We start from the raw sequence: 18,590 nt of genomic DNA on the forward strand, positions 1-18,590 counted from the left end.
TATGAGGCTGATGCGCGCGCCGAATCTGATCATCGGACAGCATTGGGTCAATGTGCTGGCCGCGGCCGGCATTCCGTGCGAGTTGCACAACCGCTATCTGAACGGCGCGCTCGGCGATATTCCCGCCGATCAGTGCGCTCCTGAGCTCTGGCTTGTCGACGATCGCGACGAGGCCGTGGCGCGGCGCTTGATCGATGCCGCATCGCAAGGTCCAGCGGCCGGTGCGCCGGGCTGGCAGTGCCGACAGTGCGGCGAGAGGCTCGAAGCGCAATTCACCGTGTGCTGGCAGTGCGGTACGGCGCGCGATCCGTTGGACGGGTGATTCGCGCCTCACACACAGTACGCACACGAGCTGGTGCGCTTGATGCGCTTCATGCGATGCTGTTCAGACTGACGCGGCGTGGTCGATGCTCGGTCTCAGCGGACCCTAGCTTTCAAAGCGCCCCTGAGCCCGGAGAAGGACGTAAAAAAAGCCGGGGCGACCCGGCTTTTTTTGTTCGCATGCGTGTGCGGTCAAGCGAGCCACACGGCGATAGTCAGCATGAGCAACAGGATCATCCACAACACGACTGCGCGCCACACCAGCCCGACGGCCGACTGCAGCGTGCGCGGCGTGCAATCGTCGCCGACTTGCATGGGACCGCCGTCGCCGGTGGCGAGCGCGTCGAGACTCGACGGCTCTGCGAGCGGCCCGCTCAGACGCGCGCCGAGCGCGCCGCTGCCGGCGGCCAGCAACACGCCGTCATTCGCATCCGGCCACTGACGCGCGTGGTTACGCCATGCATAGATCGCGTCTTCGAAATTTCCGACAATCGCAAACCCCAGCGACGTAAGCCGCGCCGGCACCCAGTCGATCACGAAAAATGCGCGCTGCGCGAAACTTGAAAACGCGATGGTACGGTCGTCCACCGGACGCGCCCACGTGCGCGACAAATATTCGGCGATGCGATACAGCACCGCGCCTGCGGGCCCGACCGGAATCAGGAACCAGAAGAACACGCCGAAAACGTGGCGATGCGACGCGACGACTGCGTGAATCAGCGTATGGCGCACGATTTCGCTGACCGGCATGTCGAGCGTGTCGAGGCCGGTCCATTCGTTCAGAATTTCACGGGCGCGCGGCACATCGTCGTTATTGAGCGCGAGATGAATGTCCGTAAAGTAATGGCTGAACTGGCGAAAGCCGAGCGTGAAGTACAGCACCGCGACGTTCCACAGGAACGCAAGCGCGAAATGGATGTTGTACAGAACGTAGTAGACGAGCGCGACGACGAGCGTCCACGGCACCACTACGACGAGCCACGCAAGAAGGCCGTGCTTGGGCTTGCCTGCATCGAATCCGTGCGCCGCCGACTCCGCGTGGTATTGAAGCAGCGCGGATACCGGATTGTTCGGCGACAGTGCGCGCACCTGTTCAATGATCAGAGCCAGCAATACGGAAAAAAAAGTCATGCGATGCGCCGTGCTTTTCGAGTTTTACGATTGTTTCATAACGATAGCACAGGGTCGGATGCCGCTGAGCGAGGTCGTTGCCAAACATCGGGCGACCATGCGCGTCACCTCGCCTTAAGCCATTAGAAAGCGATAGAAATTGCGCAGCATGGCGGCCGTCGCGCCCCAGATGAAATAGTGGCTGCCCGTGCCGTCGTCTCTTTCAGCCGCTTCCAATGACGCGCCGCGCGGGTACGGCATAGCGAAGAAACGCCGTTCGCCTCCTTCGTACCGGAACACGCGTTCTTCGTGATGCGCCGGGTTCATCAGAAATGCGAGCGGCACTTCGAATACTTCTGCGACCTCCAGCGCGTCCGCTTTCAATGCGAACGGCGGATGCACGAGGCCAATTACCGGCGTCACGCGAAAACCCGTGCCCGTCAGATAGTCGGGCAGCGCGCCAAGCACTTCCACGCGCGACGGCGCCAGGCCGACTTCCTCCTGCGCTTCGCGCAAAGCAGTGGCTGTGGCGTCTGCGTCGAACGGTTCCTGCCGGCCGCCGGGGAAGCTGACCTGGCCTGCGTGATCGTTGAGATGGTCGGCACGCTGCGTGAGCAGCACAGTCAGGCCATTTGCGCGGATTACCAGCGGGACCAGTACAGAGGCGACACGCGGATCGCCCTGAGCATTGCGCCACGGCGCCTCGACGATCGGCTCGGGTGTCCAGCAAAGATGCTGTTTGAAACGGCGGCGCAGGCCATCGGGCGTAAGACGCTCCGCGGGCACTGGCGGCAAGTGGGCGCCGGTCGCTTCGACAGGCAACGTTTCAGGTTCAAAGGCGGGGCGGATCAACGGATCTCTCGAGTGAGCGGTAGAGGCGATGCCGCTATTTTGACCTGGCAAACAAAAAAGCACCCGCGAGGGGTGCTTTTTCTTACAGCATTTACGCCTGGGAAGCAGCGCGGTCTTTCGAGACCAGCTTTTCCTTGATTCGAGCCGACTTGCCCGAACGGTCGCGCAGGTAGTACAGCTTCGCGCGACGCACATCGCCACGACGCTTCACGACGATGCTTGCCAGCAGCGGCGAGTACGTCTGGAACGTACGCTCGACGCCTTCGCCCGACGAAATCTTACGGACGATGAACGACGAATTCAGACCACGGTTACGCTTGGCGATCACGACGCCTTCGTAAGCCTGAACACGCTTACGCGTACCTTCAACCACGTTCACGCTGACAATCACCGTATCGCCAGGAGCGAATTCGGGAATGGTCTTTTCGCCGAGGGCGCGCGCAATTTCTTCCTGCTCGAGTTTTGCAATCAGATTCATCACTGACTCCTAAGTCCATCTTGTCGGCGTTCGTACCTGCCTCGCATGAAAATGCCCGGCTACGGCCCCGATAGAGGATGGGTTCACATCAGGCGCCGTACACGCATGTGCGGCGCCGCCTGGTGTCCGCTCGAAAGACCGAAGCTTTACGCCTTCGGCTCTTCCTTCGCGAGACTTGCAAGCCATGCCTCGTCGGCACGGCTCAACATCTTGTTTTTTCTAGCCTTGACGATCAGGTCAGGCCGCTTGTGCAACGTGTTCCGCAAGGCCTCGCGTCGACGCCACGCTTCGATCTCCGCGTGATGGCCGCCAAGCAGCACATCAGGCACGCGCACGCCTTGGTATTCCTCGGGCCGCGTGTAGTGCGGACAATCGAGCAGCACGTCGACAAAACTGTCCTGCACCGCCGACTGCGAATCATTGAGCACGCCCGGCAGCTGGCGCACGACCGCATCCATCAAGGCCATGGCGGGCAACTCTCCGCCCGACAGCACGAAGTCGCCAAGACTGACTTCTTCGTCTACAACGCGGTCGAGCAAACGCTGATCGATCGCTTCGTAGCGCCCGCACAGCAAGATTAGCCCTGGCTGCGCGGCGAACTTCATGACACGCTCGTGATTCAAGGTGGCGCCTTGCGGCGACATCATCACAACGTGCGGCGCGTCGATGCCCTGCTCCGCCTGCGCCGCCCTAGCTGCGCCAATCGCATCTTCCAGCGGCTTGGCCAGCATGACCATGCCGGGGCCGCCGCCGTATGGGCGATCGTCGATTGTGCGGTAGTTGTCGGTTGTGAAATCACGCGGATTCCACGTTCGCAACCCATAGCGCTCCTGCTTTGCTGCCCGGCTGGTTATACCCCAGTCGGTCAGCGCACGAAACATTTCGGGAAAGAGCGTGACGACATCGAACTGCATCGCTCTCTCCGTTTTAGCGAACTTGATTTGCTGAACCGTCAATAATCAGCTTCCCAGTCGACGATGATCTGCTTTGCCGCCTGGTCCACCGTTTTGACGAACACACCGACGAACGGGATCAAACGCTCGGCGGTGACCGGCTTACCGACTTTGTCGGCTACCGCATATTCGACGCGCAACACCGAATGCGCACCGTTGTCGATCATGTCTGCCACCTTGCCCAGGTTGACGCCGGCAAGGTTCACCACATCCAGGCCGAGCAGGTCGACCCAGTAGAATTCGTCGGCTTCCAGCGCCGGGAATTCGCTGCGGCTGATATAGACGCGAGAGCCGCGCAGTGACAACGCCGCATCACGGTCAGTGACGCCGCCCAGATGGGCCACCACACTGTCGCTATGCGTTTTCGCCTGCAATGACGGCGCCGACTGCCGCTCGCGGCCTTTCATCAGCCACCAGCGCTTTGCACTGAGCAAAGCGTCGCCGCCATGGCCGGCATCCGCATGAGCGGCTACCTTGACCCAGCCTTTGAGACCGTATGCGTCGACGATTGCGCCGACTTCGACCGCGTCGGCCGGCCAACTCTCCGCCGTTTCCGCGCGCATTGCTGCTGCCTCGGAACCGGCGTTTGCAACATTGGCTTTCGCCTTGCCTTCGGTCCGCTCGACCGGCTTGCGGACGAATGCACCGAATGGCGCCTGACCAGACGTCTTCGCACGTGAGCTCGCACCTTTCGGCGGCTCTTGTGTCGGCTCTTTGGCCTTTACGCGACCTGAACTGCCGGAATCACGCTCGGACATGATTGAGCCTCACAACGAACTTCGACGCCTGCTTCGGCAAAAAATCTTGCGTATCGGACTGCTCATGCGAGTTGCACGAGCCGCCGGGCAAACCGACGACGATCCGCATGCGAGCTACCATTAAGCAGCCGGCTGCGCCTTTTGCGCTTCTTTCACGAGACGCTGGACGGTCGGCGACAGTTGTGCGCCAACGCCTTGCCAGTACGTGAGGCGGTCTTGAGCGATACGCAGGGCTTCGCCCTTCGTAGCGACCGGGTTGTAAAAACCAACGCGCTCGATGAAGCGGCCGTCACGACGGTTACGCGAATCAGTTGCGACGATGTTGTAGAACGGGCGCTTCTTGGAGCCGCCACGAGCCAAGCGGATGATGACCATACTAGAATCCTTGAAAACCGGGGTTCGGAACGACTGAAACACGCGATTATAGCGGGAAACTGACGCCATAACAAACACTTACCGGGATAAACTGAGCAGCGCGGTTGCGCCGCCCATACGGCGCGGGTGGTCGGCGGCGCCCAGAAGCCCAAACAACCTGACGGAACGCCTTGTGAAACCACTGTCCCGAGCCGCTCTCGTACTCCTCTACTTCGCCCGTCGCACCGCTAACGCCCCGCTCTGTCGCGGTTTTCGCACGGTGGCGGCAGCACTCCTGGCCTCCTTTGCGTGCAATGTGTTTGCCGCGCTGCCTATTGAACGTATCAAGCTGCCGGCCGGTTTTCGCATTGAGGTCTTGTCGGACGCCGTACCGAGTGCTCGCGCCATGACGTTGTCGCCGAAAGGCGTTCTATATATAGGCAGCCTCGACGGCCACGTGTACGCGCTCCAGCTGCAGGACGGACGCGCAACCGCGCGCCATGTGGTGGCCTCGGGGCTGGAGACTCCGGTCGGCGTGGCCTGGCACAACGGCGCGCTGTACGTCTCCGCGGTGTCGAAGATTTTACGCTTCGACTCGATTGATACGCGCCTTAATGCGCCGCCCAAACCAGTCGTAGTGACGGACAAACTGCCGACAGAGACTCATCATGGCGCGAAATTCATTGCTTTTGGACCGGACGGCAAGCTTTACGTGCCGCAAGGCGCGCCCTGCAATGTCTGCGAGAAAGACCGAGACCGCTACGCGATGATCGGCCGCATGGACGCGGACGGCAATCATTACGAAGTCGTGGCGCGCGGTGTACGCAACACGGTCGGGTTTGCCTGGCATCCGGCGACGCACGAGCTATGGTTCACCGATAACGGTCGCGACCTGCTGGGCGACGACGCACCCGACGACGAACTCAACCGCGCCCCGCGCGTCGGCATGGACTTCGGCTTTCCGTACTGCCACGCCGGCGTCATTCCCGACCCGGAATTCGGCGAGGGTCACCCATGCAGCGCGTATACGCCGCCCGTCGCCAAGCTAGGTGCGCACGTGGCCGCGCTCGGCATGCGCTTCTATAGCGGCTCCATGTTTCCGCCCGACTACCGCGCAAACATTTTCATTGCCGAGCACGGTTCCTGGAACCGAAGCAAGAAGTCCGGTTACCGCGTGATGCGCGTCGTCACGGAGCCGGACGGCAGTCATGCGCGTCAGGAAGTGTTCGCCGAAGGATGGCTCCAGCCGGGAGAAACCGTCTGGGGCCGCCCGGCCGATGTCCTGCCGCTGCCCGACGGGTCCCTGCTTATCAGCGACGACTACGCCGGCGCTATCTATCGCGTCACTTACTCTGCGCCTTGAACGCCCGTCCGGCCGCTCCACATTTCAGTGGGCCAGCAGTCAATCTGGTCTCGCGGTGCGCGACACAGGAACCAGCAAGCCAGACGGCAACATGCCCGCGTCCCCTGAGGCCGTACGCCGCGTGACCGGCCGCACGCGAGCGGCGTAGAATGCGCGACGGTCCGCGGCAACGGTGTGCCCGCTCCGTGACTACCCCTTCGGCCCGCGTTACTGACCGCCCGTTACTCTGCTCTCGCCTACATGTCCAAGCCAGTTTCGACCTCGACTTACTTTCGATCCAAAACTATCACCGCCGCACTGGCATTTTTCCTGGGCACCCTCGGCGCACATCGCTTTTACCTGTACGGACCGCGCGACCTTTTCGGCTGGGCTCACGTAATCGGCACGCTGATCGGCATTCCAGGCGCGATGTTGCTCGTGGCGAGCGAACGCACCTCAATGCTAGGCTGGGTCCTGGCGTTTCCTGGCGCCGTCTCGCTCTTGGCTGCATTCCTCGCCGCGATCGTCTACGGTCTGCGCCCTGACGAAAAATGGGACAGGCAGTTCAACGCGCACACGCAGCGCACGAGCCGATCGGGCTGGACCGTAATCTTCGTGGTGATCTTTTCGCTGCTGATCGGGGCCTTCCTGTTAATGACCGGCCTCGCCATTTCCTTCCAGACCTACTTCGAAGGGCAAGTTCAGGCGGCCAAAGCGCTGTCGCAATAATCCGGCGCGCCGCGCAATCCGCTAGAACAGATCGAGTTGCGGATTGTCGCGAACTGCCGCCGGAACCCGCTGCGCCTCGTTTCGCCGGAAGTGGGACATATCCAGAATGCCCCGGTCGCGCTGGTTCAGGCCTAAACGGCGCACCGCTTTGTGGAAACGCTGCTTGAGCAGATCGGCCCACAAACCTTCGCCCTTCATGCGGGCAGAAAAAGACGAGTCGTAGTCTTTACCCCCGCGCATATCGCGCACGCGCGCCATGACCCGTTCAGCGCGATCGGGAAAATGCGCAGCGAGCCAGTCTTTGAAAAGCGGTGCGACCTCCCACGGTAAGCGGAGCACGATATAACTCGCATTGCTGGCGCCGGCTTCCGCGCACGCCTCGAGCACGCGCTCCATGTCGGGCTCGGTGACAAACGGAATGACGGGCGCAATGCTCACGCCGACCGGAATGCCGGCCTCGCTCAATGTGCGGATGGTTCGCAGCCGCCGCGAGGGCGTAGCCGCGCGCGGCTCCAGCGTACGGGCGATATCCGCGTCTAGCGTAGTGATCGTGATGGCTGCCATAAACTGGCCACGAGCCGCCATAGGCGCAAGCAGATCCAGATCGCGCTCGATCAGCGACGACTTCGTGATCGCTGCAAATGGGTGATTCCGCTCGCTGAGCACCTCGACCACGCGGCGCGTGAGCCGCCAATCGCGCTCTGCGGGCTGCCAGGCGTCGGTATTCACGCCGAGCGCGATTGGCTCGGGCTCATACGATTTCTTCGAAAGTTCGCGCTCCAGCAATTCAGGCGCATTGACCTTCGCATAGATCCGGCTTTCGAAGTCGAGTCCCGGCGAAAGCCCGAGATAACTATGCGTGGGCCGCGCGAAACAATAGATACAGCCGTGTTCGCAGCCACGATACGGATTGAGCGACACGCTGAACGGGATATCCGGCGAGCTATTGCGCGTGAGGATGCTCTTCGCCCTTTCCTCGAAAACCTGCGTACGCAGAACCTTCGGTGCTTCCTCTTCGTCCGGGACCGCAAGCCAGCCGTCGTCTACGGCTTCGCGGTGGTCGACTTCGTAGCGTCCCTGCAAGTTCGTTACCGCACCGCGCCCCTTGCGAGGCGCTGGCGGTGCGATTGGAAACTCGCGGACGGAAGAGACGTGGGATTTGGTCACGGCTAGCAGGAGACTAATGAAAAACGGCGCAAAACACCTGTATAAATATACAGTATTTGCGCCGTTTGTCGAGCCCTGCGGAAAACTAGCGCGTGGCTTCGTCGCCGACGGGAATGGTCAGCGTTTCCTTGATTTCTTCCATAACCACGTAGCTTTTCGACTGCACCGCGCCGGGGAGCTGCAGCAGGATGTCGCCCAGCAGCTTGCGGTAGTCGGCCATTTCGCCGATCCGCGCCTTGATCAGATAGTCGAAGTCACCTGACACGAGGTGGCATTCGAGCACTTCGGGGATTTTCTGAACTTCACGCCGAAACTGGTCGAACATGTTGCCGCTTTTGTGGTCCAGCGTGATCTCCACAAATACCAGCAGTGCCGCGCCCAGTTCCGCTGGATTCACGCGCGCGTAGTAGCCGGTAATGACGCCGTCCCGCTCCATGCGCTTGACACGCTCGATACACGGCGTGACCGACAGTCCGACCTGCTCCGCGAGGTCTTTCATGGCCATGCGACCGTCCTGCTGCAGCAGACGGAGAATCTTGTGATCGAGCTTGTCGAGAGCTCGGACCGGCTGGCGCTGCGTACGCATAGTGTTTCTTCTGAAAATCGCAAAAATACAATAACAAAACCTGCAGGCTCGACCATAGTATAGCGGTTAACACTGGGCGAACCGCGTTACACCTCGTTAATCGCACGAATCCACGAACTAGCGAGCGCACCGCCCCCGAATCTTTGCGAATTTTCCGGAGCAGCTATGCGAGTCGTCGTTTTGGGCAGTGGCGTCGTCGGCGTGACAAGCGCGTATTACCTGGCACGGGCGGGTCATGAAGTGACCGTTATCGATCGGGAAGCCGGCCCGGCGCTCGAAACAAGTTTCGCAAACGCCGGGCAGATCTCGCCCGGTTATGCGTCGCCATGGGCCGCACCGGGCGTGCCGCTGAAAGCCGTCAAGTGGATGTTCCAGAAACACGCACCGCTCGCAATCCGCCTCGACGGCACGCAGTTCCAGCTGCAATGGATGTGGCAAATGCTGCAGAACTGCACCGAGTCGCGCTACGCGGTCAACAAAGGCCGCATGGTCCGGCTTGCCGAATACAGCCGCGATTGCCTGCAGGCGCTGCGCGCCGAGACCGGCATCCAGTACGAAGGCCGCACTGGCGGCACTCTGCAGGTGTTCCGCACGCAGCAGCAATTCGACGGCGCGGCGAAAGACATCGCGGTGCTGCGCGAAGCCAACGTGCCGTACGAACTGCTCTCGGCCGCCGAACTGGCGCAGGCGGAACCGGCGCTTGCCGCCGTCTCCCACAAGTTGACCGGCGGTCTGCGCCTGCCGGGCGACGAAACCGGCGACTGTCAGATGTTCACCACGCGCCTTGCCGCGCTGGCCGAGCAACTGGGTGTCAAATTCCGCTACAACACGCCGATCGACGCACTCGCCATGGCCGGAGACCGCATTGCCGGCGTGCAATGCGGCAACGAACTGGTGCGCGCCGATTCGTTCGTGGTCGCGCTGGGTTCGTACTCGACGAAATTCCTGTCCGGTCTCGTGAAGATTCCGGTGTATCCGCTGAAGGGCTACTCGATCACGGCGCCCATCGTCAATGAAGCGGCTGCGCCCATTTCCACGGTGCTGGACGAAACCTACAAGATCGCGATCACCCGTTTCGACAACCGGATTCGCGTGGGCGGCATGGCTGAGATCGTCGGCTTCGACAAGTCGTTGCGCCAGGCGCGCCGTGAAACGCTGGAACTGTGCGTGAACGACCTGTTCCCGGGTGGCGGCGATACGTCGAAGGCGAGCTTCTGGACCGGGCTGCGGCCCATGACGCCGGATGGCACACCGATCGTCGGCCGCACGCCGGTGGCGAATCTGTTCCTGAACACCGGCCACGGCACACTCGGCTGGACCATGTCGTGTGGTTCCGGACAATTGCTCGCCGACGTCATCTCGGGCAAGCAGCCTGCCATCAAGGCAGACGATCTGTCGGTACATCGCTATCTCGGCGACACCGGCAGCGCGCATCGTCCGGCTTATGCGCGAAGCGTGACTTCGAGAACTCGCGAGATTTGACGCATACCGCGTCGCCAGCCGGTTCGTGACTGCGCGAAGCGACTCGTCAAAAAACAAACGGCGCCTTTACAAGGCGCCGTTTGCATTTAAAGGGCAATGTATAGCGACAGACCGTGTCAGAACTGGTCCGCCGACAACGCGAGAACGCCCTCGCTGCCCTTCGCGCTGACAATCGACGCTTCGAGTGCGGACGCAAGCGGCAACACATGCTCCGCATAGAATTGCGCGGTCGCGATTTTCGCGCTGTAGAACGCCGGGTCTTCGTCGCGCTTCTGAGCGGCGACGAGCAGTGCACGCGCCATCTGCCAGCCGCCGAGCACAATCCCGGCGAGCTTCAGATAAGGCACGCTGCCGGCAAACACGGCGTTCGGATCCTCTTTCGTGTTCGCGACGACGAAATCGATTGCGGCGCTCAACGAGCGCTGCCCTTGCTCGAGATACTTTTTCATCGACTCGAACGCAGGCCCTTGCTGCGCGCCGAGCGATTCGACCGTCTCAGCGACGCCCTCGAGCAGCGACTTCGCAACCTTGCCGCCATCACGCACCGTCTTGCGGCCGATCAGATCGTTTGCCTGGATTGCAGTCGTACCTTCGTAAATCGGCAGGATGCGGGCATCGCGGTAATACTGCGCGGCACCCGTTTCCTCGATGAAACCCATGCCGCCGTGCACCTGCACGCCGAGGCTCGTCACGTCGATCGACAGCTCGGTGCTCCAGCCCTTCACGATCGGAACGAGGAATTCGTAGATCGCCTGGTGGCTCGCACGCGTTGCTTCGTCCGGATGACGATGCGCGATATCGCAATGCCCTGCCGCGACGTAAGCGAGCGCACGCGATGCTTCCGTGAGCGCGCGCATTGTCGACAGCATGCGACGCACGTCAGGGTGCTGAATGATCGCGACCGGCTGTTTTGCAGAGCCGTCGACGGGACGGCTCTGTACGCGGTCCTTCGCATACGCGACCGCCTTCTGATACGCGCGATCCGACACGCCGACGCCCTGCATGCCCACGGCAAAACGAGCAGCGTTCATCATGATGAACATGTACTCGAGTCCGCGATTTTCCTCGCCGATCAGGTGCCCGATCGCGCCGCCGTGATCGCCGAATTGCAGTACCGCTGTCGGGCTCGCCTTGATGCCGAGCTTGTGTTCGATCGACACGCAGTGCACGTCGTTACGCTCGCCGAGCGAACCGTCTTCATTGACCAGAAACTTTGGAACGATGAAGAGCGAAATGCCCTTCACGCCTTCAGGCGCGTTCGGTGTCCGTGCCAGCACGAGATGCGCGATGTTCTTCGCCATGTCGTGCTCGCCCCACGTGATGAAAATCTTCGTGCCGAAGAGCTTGAACGAACCGTCGCCTTGCGGCTCTGCGCGCGTGCGCACGAGCGCGAGGTCGGAGCCCGCTTGCGGCTCGGTGAGGTTCATCGTGCCGGTCCATTCGCCGGAAACCAGCTTGGGCACATAAGTCTGTTTCTGCGCGTCGGTGCCGGCGGTCAGCAGCGCTTCGATCGCGCCGTCGGTCAGCAATGGACACAACGCGAACGACAGGTTCGACGCGTTCAGCATTTCGATGCACGCGGTCGCGATCAGCTTGGGCAGCCCCTGACCTTCATAGTCGACGGGATGCTGCACGCCCTGCCAGCCGCCTTCGCCAAACTGGCGGAACGCTTCCTTGAAGCCCGGCGTCGCGGTAACTACGCCGTCTTTCCAGCTACTCGGGTTGCGATCGCCTTCCACATTCAGCGGAGCCAGCACTTCGCCGCATAGTTTCGCCGACTCTTCCAGCACGGCCTGGGCGGTGTCCAGATTCGCGTCCTCGAAGCCTGGCAGCGTCGCGATCTGCTCGAGATCCGCCAGTTCTTTCATCACGAACAGCATGTCCTTGATGGGCGCCGTATAGCTCATTGTGTTCTCCTCCTGCCTTGATGGAAAAGGGCGCCGGACTTGTTGGTCCCGCGCCCTTTATATGTCGCCTAACGCCTTTGAATGGCTTTTATACGGCGCCCGGACGCTTAGCCGAGTTCGCTGACGAGTTCCGGCACCAGCGTGAACAGATCGCCAACAAGGCCATAATCAGCAACGCTGAAAATCGGCGCTTCCGGGTCCTTGTTGATCGCGACGATCACCTTGCTATCCTTCATGCCCGCCAGATGCTGGATCGCGCCGGAGATGCCGACCGCCACATACAGTTGCGGCGCGACGATCTTGCCGGTCTGGCCGACCTGATAGTCGTTAGGCACAAAGCCCGCGTCCACTGCTGCACGCGACGCACCCAGCGCCGCATTCAGCTTGTCGGCCAGCGGCTCGAGAACCTTGGTGTAGTTCTCGCCGTTGCCCAGGCCGCGCCCGCCCGAAACGATGATCTTCGCCGACGTCAGTTCCGGACGATCCAGCTTCGTCACTTCACGGCTGACGAACTGCGAGATGCCCGCGTCCGCGGCTGCTTCGATCTTCTCCACCGTCGCACTGCCGCCTTCGGCTGCAACCGCGTCGAAGCCCGTCGTGCGTACGGTAATGACCTTGATCGGATCGGCCGACTGCACCGTCGCGATCGCGTTGCCCGCATAGATCGGGCGCTCGAACGTGTCCGGGGAATCGACTGCCGTGATCTCGCTGATCTGCGCGACGTCGAGCTTCGCTGCGATACGCGGCGCGATGTTCTTGCCGTAGGCGGTGGCCGGCGCGAAGATGTGCGAGTAGTCCTTCGCGATGTTCAGCACCGTGGCTTCGACGTTTTCCGCAAGACCTTCGGCCAGTTGCGGCGCGTCGGCCAGCAACACTTTGGAAACACCGGCGATCTTCGCCGCCGCATCCGCTGCAGCCTGCGCATTCTGACCTGCGACCAGCACATGAATATCGCCGCCGACTTTCTGCGCGGCTGCGATCGTATTCAGCGTTGCACCCTTGATCGACGTGTTGTCGTGTTCTGCTATTACAAGATTCACCAGATTCGTCATTTCATTCGTCTCCGTGCGCTGCTCACAGCACCTTAGCTTCGGTCTTCAGCTTCTCGACCAGCGTCTTCACATCCGGCACCTTCACACCGGCGGAGCGTTTCGGCGGCTCGACCACCTTCAGCGTTTTCAGACGCGGCGTGACATCCACACCGAGGTCTTCAGGCTTGACCGTTTCGAGCGGCTTTTTCTTCGCCTTCATGATGTTCGGCAGCGTCACATAGCGCGGCTCGTTCAGGCGCAGGTCGGTGGTGACCACTGCGGGCAGCGTGAGCGACAGGGTTTCGGCACCGCCGTCCACTTCGCGCGACACGGTAGCCTTGCCGTCGGCCACGACCACTTTCGACGCGAACGTTGCCTGCGGCAGGTTAGCCAGCGCGGCAAGCATCTGACCGGTCTGGTTCGAATCGTCGTCGATAGCCTGCTTGCCGAGAATCACCAGTTGCGGCTGCTCCTTGTCGACCAGCGCCTTGAGCAGCTTGGCGACCGCCAGCGGCTGCAATTCTTCCGCCGACTCGATCAGGATCGCGCGGTCCGCGCCGATGGCGAGCGCCGTGCGCAGCGTTTCCTGCGATTGCGTGACACCGGCCGACACCGCGATCACCTCGGTCGCCACACCGGCTTCTTTCAGACGCACCGCCTCTTCAACCGCGATTTCGTCGAACGGATTCATCGACATCTTTACGTTCGCAATGTCGACGCCCGTGCCGTCCGACTTGACTCGGACCTTCACGTTGTAATCGACCACTCTCTTGACTGGCACCAGGATTTTCATGCACACGCTCCAAAGTTACGAATACGTCAACCCAACGAACATTATAGCGACTGCCTCACTGCAGCCTTATCGCGGGTGTTCTAGCACGAGGATATCGCTCCCCAGTGGCGTGACGGCAATATCGAACGGTCGTTCTATTTTAATCGCAAAAAAACCCGGGCAGCAACCCCGGGTTCTCACTTACGACTCTAATTCTCATATCGCCGACGTGTTTTGCCGTTTCTGAAGCCGCTCGGCTCACCAGGCGGTGATGACAGCGCCGCCGAACTTGCCCTCGACGAACTGCTTCACTTCCGGCGAATGGTAAGCCGCCACCAGCTTGGCGACCCACGGCTTATTCCTGTCCGCCTCGCGGATTGCGATGATGTTCACGTACGGACCCTTCGGGTCTTCGATCGCGATCGCATCCTGCTTCGGCTTCAGCCCTGCTTCCATCGCGAAGTTGGTGTTGATCGCCGCCGCATCCACGTCGTTGAGCGAGCGCGGAATCTGCGCGGCGTCGAGTTCGACGATCTTCAGCTTCCGGGGATTGTCGACGATGTCGAGCGGCGTAGCCTTCAGACCCGCGTCGGCGCGCAACTTCAGGAGCCCCTGCTTTTGCAGCAGCAAAAGCGCGCGGCCGCCGTTGGTCGGGTCGTTCGGCACCGCGATCTTCGCGCCCGGCTGCAGTTCGGCCAGCGTCTTTACTTTCTTCGAATAGATGCCCATCGGATACGTGACCGTGTCGGCGACACGAATCAACTTGTAGCCGCGGTCCTTCACCTGCGCCTGCAAATACGGGTCGTGCTGATAGCTGTTCGCGTCGAGGTCGCCGCCGGCGAGCGCCGCGTTCGGCTGCACGTAGTCCGAAAATTCGACGATCTTGATGTTCAGACCGTTCTTTGCCGCGACAGTCTTCACGACTTCCATGATCTGCGCGTGCGGACCGCCGGTGACGCCGACCTTGATCGCGTCTTCAGCGTGAGCCGCGTTGGCGGCGAAGATCGATACGGCACCGAGCGCCGCGGCGAGCTTGAAAATGAAACGACGTTGCATGATGGACCTTTTGATTATTTATGGCTCAGACGACGCACGAGCCAATCCCCGAACGACTGCACCAATTGCACGAAGACGATCAGAATCACGACGACCGTCAACATGACTTCCGGCAGAAAGCGCTGATACCCGTACCGGATGCCCAGGTCGCCAAGACCGCCGCCGCCGATCGCGCCCGCCATCGCCGAATACCCGACGAGCGAGACAAACGTGATCGTCAACCCGGCGACGACGCCCGGCAGCGATTCCGGCAACAACACCTTGAATACGATCTGGCTGGTCGTCGCGCCCATTGCTTGCGCCGCCTCGATCAGGCCGCGATCGACTTCGCGCAGCGCGGTCTCGACGAGACGCGCGATGAACGGCGCCGCGGCAATGGTCAGCGGCACAACGGCCGCAGCCGTGCCGATCGACGAGCCGACCACGAGGCGCGTGAACGGAATCACCGCCACGAGCAGGATGATGAACGGCGTAGAGCGAACCGCATTGACGACCACGCCCATCGCACGATTGACTGCGACGTTCTGCAATACGCCTTGACGGTCCGTCAGATACAGCAGCACGCCGAGCGGCAAACCCACCAGCGCGCCGACCAGTCCGGAAATGCCCACCATGACGAGCGTTTCCCAGAACGACTGGACGAACATATCGAACATTTCACTCAACATACGAGAGTTCCTCCACCACCACACCTTGTTCGCGCAGATAAGCAAGCGCTTGCGCCACCTTGGTCGGCTCGCCGCCCGCGAGCACCGCGAGCGAGCCGAACGCCTGGCCCTGAATCTCGTCGATCTGTCCGTGCAGGATGTTGAAGTCGAGTTCGTAGCGGCGAATCGTCTCCGAGAGAATCGGCTGATCGACGCCCGAACCCGTAAACGCGAGGCGCAGCAGATGACCGCTGCCGGTTTTCAGACGCTCGGCCACACGCGCCTTCATTGCAGGCGGAAGTTCTTGCGCGATCACGTCGCCGATCAGCGCCCGCGTGACTTCGTGATGCGGCTGGAGGAACACGTCGATCACCTTGCCCTCTTCGACCACGCGGCCCGCGTCGAGCACGGCGACGCGATCGCAAACCTGCTTGATCACGTCCATCTGATGCGTGATCAACACGATGGTCAGATTCAGTTCGCGATTGATCCGCTTGAGCAGTTCGAGGATTGCGCGCGTGGTTTCGGGATCGAGCGCGGACGTCGCTTCGTCCGAGAGCAGCACCTTCGGCTTGCTAGCGAGCGCTCGCGCGATGCCCACGCGTTGCTTTTGCCCGCCGCTGATTTGCGCCGGGTAACGGTCCTTCTGCGCGGACAAGCCCACGAGTTCAAGCAGCGGCAGCACGTTCGCCTCGATCTCGTCGCGCTTCATGCCGGCGAGTTCGAGCGGAAGCGCGACGTTCTCGTACACCGTGCGCGACGACAGCAGGTTGAAGTGCTGGAAGATCATGCCGATTTCGCGGCGCGCCTCGCGCAATTGCGCAGCGGGCAGCGTGGTCAGATCCCGTCCGTCGACGACGATGTTGCCTTCCGTCGGACGCGTCAGCAGGTTGATGGTCCGCACAAGCGTGCTCTTGCCCGCGCCGCTGCGGCCGATGATGCCGAACACTTCGCCCGCCGGAATCGACAGATTGACGTTGTGCAGTGCCTCGACCCAGCCCCGGGGTCCCGCGAACCGCTGGGAGATATTGCGTATTTCGATCATGGAAAAACGAAACGGCGGGTTTGTCGACGAGCGTCATGCGCTCTGCGACCAAGCATCCGCCGTCACTTTTATTGGGATTTGAGCCCGCGATTCTACCGTAGGCGGCGTCATTCCCTTTAATAATCAATTACGATTCTTTCATAACTAATCGACATTAGAGGAACGTGCAAGGCGCGTTTTCGCCGGGCGACCTGGCGGCGGTCTATGATCTGCCGGGACCAGAACCCATGGATGTGCCGTCATGCAGACTTCCCAAAACAGCAGCGTTTTCGCCGCCCCGAGCGGCGCAGAAAGCACCGAGCCTTTTCGCTCGTCAGTCTTTGCAGCCGACAATGTCGAATTGCCGCTGTACCGCTGGCCTGTCATAGGAACGCCGCGCGCAACGGTCGCACTCATTCACGGACTGGCTGAACACGCGGGCCGCTATCGGGCGCTGGCCACGAGGCTCAACGCGGCCGGCGTCGAACTGCTGGCAATCGACTTGCGCGGCCATGGCCGGGCACCCGGCAAGCGTGCATACGTCGACCGATTCGACGATTACCTGCTGGACGCACAGGCTTTACTCGATGCCGCATTCCAGGCACGTCCGCATGCACCGATTTTTCTGATGGGCCATAGCATGGGAGGCGCCGTAGCCGCGCTTTACGCGACCGAGCGCCTCGGCACCGCTCGCGACGACCTCGGCACACGTTTGAGCGGTCTGATCCTGTCGAGCCCCGCGCTCGCGCCAGGCCGCGACGTGCCTCGCTGGATGCTCAAGCTGAGCCAGGTGATCAGCCGCGTCTGGCCAAACTTCCCGGCTATGAAAATCGACGCCGCCCTGCTCTCGCGCGTGCCTGCCGTGGTGGACGCGAACCGCAACGACCCGCTCGTGCATCACGGTCCGATCCCCGCGCGCACGGGCGCGGAATTGCTGCTGGCGATGGCGCGCATCGAAGCGGGCCGCGCGGCGCTGCGCTTGCCGCTACTCGTCTATCACGGCACCGCCGACAAGCTCACCGAGCCTGAAGGAAGCCGCGACTTTAGCGAGTACGCCGGATCGCCGGACAAGACGCTACGCCTGTATGAAGGCAGCTTTCACGAGACGATGAACGATCTGGACGGCGAGCGCGTGATGAGCGAACTGATCGAGTGGATCGATCAGAGACTGGGGCGCACGCGCTAACGCTTCCAGTCAGGCGGGCGTTTGTCGATGAATGCCTGAACGCCTTCGAGCGCCGAGTCGTCCATCATGTTGCAGGCCATGGTCTGGCCCGCAAGCTGATAAGCGGCTTCGATGCCCATTTCAAGCTGCCGGTAGAACAGCCCCTTGCCGGCAGTCACGGCTTCCACGGGCTTTGCGCAAATACTGGTGGCAAGCCTTGCCACCTCCGCATCCAGGGAGTCCGCGGGCACCACGCGATTGACGAGGCCTTGCCGCTTCGCCTCTGCGGCGTCGATGAAATCGCCGGTCAACAGCATTTCGAGCGCGGCCTTGCGCGAGAGGTTGCGCGACAGCGGCACCGACGGCGTCGCGCAAAACAGCCCGAGGTTCACGCCCGAGACGGCAAACCGCGCGGTGTCCGAAGCCACGGCCAGATCACACATCGCGACAAGCTGGCAGCCGGCCGCCGTCGCAATCCCGTGAACACGCGCGATCACCGGCTGAGGCAAGCGCTGAATCGTCATCATGAGTTTCGTGCAGCGCGCGAACAGCGTCTGGTAATACTCGAGCGACGGCGCCGCACGCATCTCTTTCAGATCGTGTCCCGCACAGAATGCGCGCCCCGCGCCGGCGAGCACCACCACGCGCGCTTGCGACGCAGCGAGTCCGTTCAACGCTTCCTGCAACGCGTCGAGCAACGACTCCGAGAGTGCGTTGAACGCGTCGGGCCGGTTCATCGTCAGAAGGACGACGCCCGGCACGCCGTACGCGTCGGCCTCCGTCTCGATCAACGAAGCGCTCAGTGCATCGGCATTCATGGCTCGCTCCCATTTCAATGTCCGGCAACCGCAGCCTA

Annotated in this window: 20 protein-coding genes; 5 read left to right on the forward strand and 15 right to left on the reverse strand. The window is 61.8% G+C overall.

Annotated features, from left to right (window positions below; genetic code table 11):
- Position 1: 1 nt before the first annotated feature.
- Positions 2-322 (forward strand): putative signal transducing protein, encoded by a 321-nt coding sequence (locus J2W46_RS07090; RefSeq protein WP_087752516.1) that lies wholly within the window; start codon positions 2-4, stop codon positions 320-322.
- 191 nt (positions 323-513) lie between these two features.
- Here J2W46_RS07090 and J2W46_RS07095 read toward each other — a convergent pair whose 3' ends face one another.
- From J2W46_RS07095 to rpsP, 6 genes are all read right to left on the reverse strand, one after another.
- Positions 514-1,452, reverse strand: coding sequence for a CobD/CbiB family protein (locus J2W46_RS07095; RefSeq protein WP_020069336.1), 939 nt, complete (start codon positions 1,450-1,452; stop codon positions 514-516).
- 114 nt (positions 1,453-1,566) lie between these two features.
- Positions 1,567-2,283, reverse strand: a complete 717-nt coding sequence (locus J2W46_RS07100) for a CoA pyrophosphatase (RefSeq protein WP_310352465.1) — start codon at positions 2,281-2,283, stop codon at positions 1,567-1,569.
- 91 nt (positions 2,284-2,374) lie between these two features.
- Complete coding sequence (rplS, locus tag J2W46_RS07105) at positions 2,375-2,761, reverse strand: 50S ribosomal protein L19 (RefSeq protein WP_020069334.1); 387 nt, start codon at positions 2,759-2,761, stop codon at positions 2,375-2,377.
- A gap of 146 nt (positions 2,762-2,907) precedes the next feature.
- Entirely contained in the window at positions 2,908-3,675 is a 768-nt protein-coding gene (trmD, locus tag J2W46_RS07110; RefSeq protein WP_310352466.1) for a tRNA (guanosine(37)-N1)-methyltransferase TrmD, read from the reverse strand.
- Between the two features lie 38 nt (positions 3,676-3,713).
- The gene (rimM, locus tag J2W46_RS07115) at positions 3,714-4,472 is read right to left on the reverse strand and encodes a ribosome maturation factor RimM (RefSeq protein ID WP_310352467.1); all 759 of its coding nucleotides are present in this window, start codon (positions 4,470-4,472) and stop codon (positions 3,714-3,716) included.
- 120 nt (positions 4,473-4,592) lie between these two features.
- Entirely contained in the window at positions 4,593-4,847 is a 255-nt protein-coding gene (gene rpsP / locus J2W46_RS07120; protein ID WP_006400702.1) for a 30S ribosomal protein S16, read from the reverse strand.
- Between the two features lie 259 nt (positions 4,848-5,106).
- Here rpsP and J2W46_RS07125 point away from each other — a divergent pair, with 259 nt between their 5' ends.
- Together J2W46_RS07125 and J2W46_RS07130 are read left to right on the forward strand one after the other, a co-directional pair.
- A complete protein-coding gene (locus J2W46_RS07125) occupies positions 5,107-6,189 on the forward strand; it encodes a PQQ-dependent sugar dehydrogenase (RefSeq protein ID WP_310353076.1) in 1,083 nt (360 codons plus the stop codon).
- A gap of 240 nt (positions 6,190-6,429) precedes the next feature.
- Complete coding sequence (locus tag J2W46_RS07130; RefSeq protein ID WP_310352469.1) at positions 6,430-6,897, forward strand: NINE protein; 468 nt, start codon at positions 6,430-6,432, stop codon at positions 6,895-6,897.
- Positions 6,898-6,918: 21 nt separating this feature from the next.
- Here the strand turns inward: J2W46_RS07130 and J2W46_RS07135 are convergent, their stop codons facing one another.
- Both J2W46_RS07135 and J2W46_RS07140 read right to left on the reverse strand, forming a co-directional pair.
- Positions 6,919-8,064: a PA0069 family radical SAM protein gene (locus tag J2W46_RS07135; RefSeq protein ID WP_310352471.1), complete on the reverse strand. Its 1,146-nt coding sequence runs from the start codon at positions 8,062-8,064 to the stop codon at positions 6,919-6,921.
- 85 nt (positions 8,065-8,149) lie between these two features.
- On the reverse strand, positions 8,150-8,650 hold the full coding sequence (locus J2W46_RS07140; protein WP_013340120.1) for an Lrp/AsnC ligand binding domain-containing protein: 501 nt from the start codon (positions 8,648-8,650) through the stop codon (positions 8,150-8,152).
- Positions 8,651-8,815: 165 nt separating this feature from the next.
- Between J2W46_RS07140 and J2W46_RS07145 the strand changes: the two genes are divergently transcribed.
- Positions 8,816-10,132, forward strand: a complete 1,317-nt coding sequence (locus J2W46_RS07145; protein WP_088173456.1) for a D-amino acid dehydrogenase — start codon at positions 8,816-8,818, stop codon at positions 10,130-10,132.
- Between the two features lie 116 nt (positions 10,133-10,248).
- Here the strand turns inward: J2W46_RS07145 and J2W46_RS07150 are convergent, their stop codons facing one another.
- The 6 genes from J2W46_RS07150 to J2W46_RS07175 all read right to left on the reverse strand — a co-directional run bounded on the left by J2W46_RS07150 (position 10,249) and on the right by J2W46_RS07175 (position 16,590).
- Positions 10,249-12,039, reverse strand: coding sequence for an acyl-CoA dehydrogenase (locus J2W46_RS07150; RefSeq protein ID WP_310352478.1), 1,791 nt, complete (start codon positions 12,037-12,039; stop codon positions 10,249-10,251).
- Between the two features lie 107 nt (positions 12,040-12,146).
- Complete coding sequence (locus J2W46_RS07155; RefSeq protein WP_310353078.1) at positions 12,147-13,082, reverse strand: electron transfer flavoprotein subunit alpha/FixB family protein; 936 nt, start codon at positions 13,080-13,082, stop codon at positions 12,147-12,149.
- A gap of 31 nt (positions 13,083-13,113) precedes the next feature.
- Positions 13,114-13,863, reverse strand: coding sequence for an electron transfer flavoprotein subunit beta/FixA family protein (locus tag J2W46_RS07160; RefSeq protein ID WP_310352481.1), 750 nt, complete (start codon positions 13,861-13,863; stop codon positions 13,114-13,116).
- Between the two features lie 237 nt (positions 13,864-14,100).
- Positions 14,101-14,898, reverse strand: a complete 798-nt coding sequence (locus tag J2W46_RS07165; RefSeq protein WP_088175323.1) for a MetQ/NlpA family ABC transporter substrate-binding protein — start codon at positions 14,896-14,898, stop codon at positions 14,101-14,103.
- Positions 14,899-14,912: 14 nt separating this feature from the next.
- A complete protein-coding gene (locus J2W46_RS07170) occupies positions 14,913-15,566 on the reverse strand; it encodes a methionine ABC transporter permease (RefSeq protein WP_020068958.1) in 654 nt (217 codons plus the stop codon).
- A complete protein-coding gene (locus J2W46_RS07175) occupies positions 15,556-16,590 on the reverse strand; it encodes a methionine ABC transporter ATP-binding protein (protein ID WP_131317143.1) in 1,035 nt (344 codons plus the stop codon). The genes J2W46_RS07170 and J2W46_RS07175 overlap by 11 nt, the downstream gene beginning before the upstream one ends.
- A 241-nt stretch (positions 16,591-16,831) precedes the next feature.
- Between J2W46_RS07175 and J2W46_RS07180 the strand changes: the two genes are divergently transcribed.
- Complete coding sequence (locus J2W46_RS07180; protein ID WP_310352486.1) at positions 16,832-17,755, forward strand: alpha/beta hydrolase; 924 nt, start codon at positions 16,832-16,834, stop codon at positions 17,753-17,755.
- On the opposite strand, the gene J2W46_RS07185 is transcribed toward J2W46_RS07180, so the two are convergent.
- Positions 17,752-18,552, reverse strand: a complete 801-nt coding sequence (locus J2W46_RS07185; protein ID WP_310352490.1) for an enoyl-CoA hydratase — start codon at positions 18,550-18,552, stop codon at positions 17,752-17,754. The two genes, J2W46_RS07180 and J2W46_RS07185, sit on opposite strands and share 4 nt — an antisense overlap.
- Positions 18,553-18,590 lie beyond the last annotated feature (38 nt).

It is taken from the genome of Paraburkholderia strydomiana (genome assembly GCF_031456815.1).
In the GTDB taxonomy this organism is placed as follows: domain Bacteria; phylum Pseudomonadota; class Gammaproteobacteria; order Burkholderiales; family Burkholderiaceae; genus Paraburkholderia; species Paraburkholderia caledonica.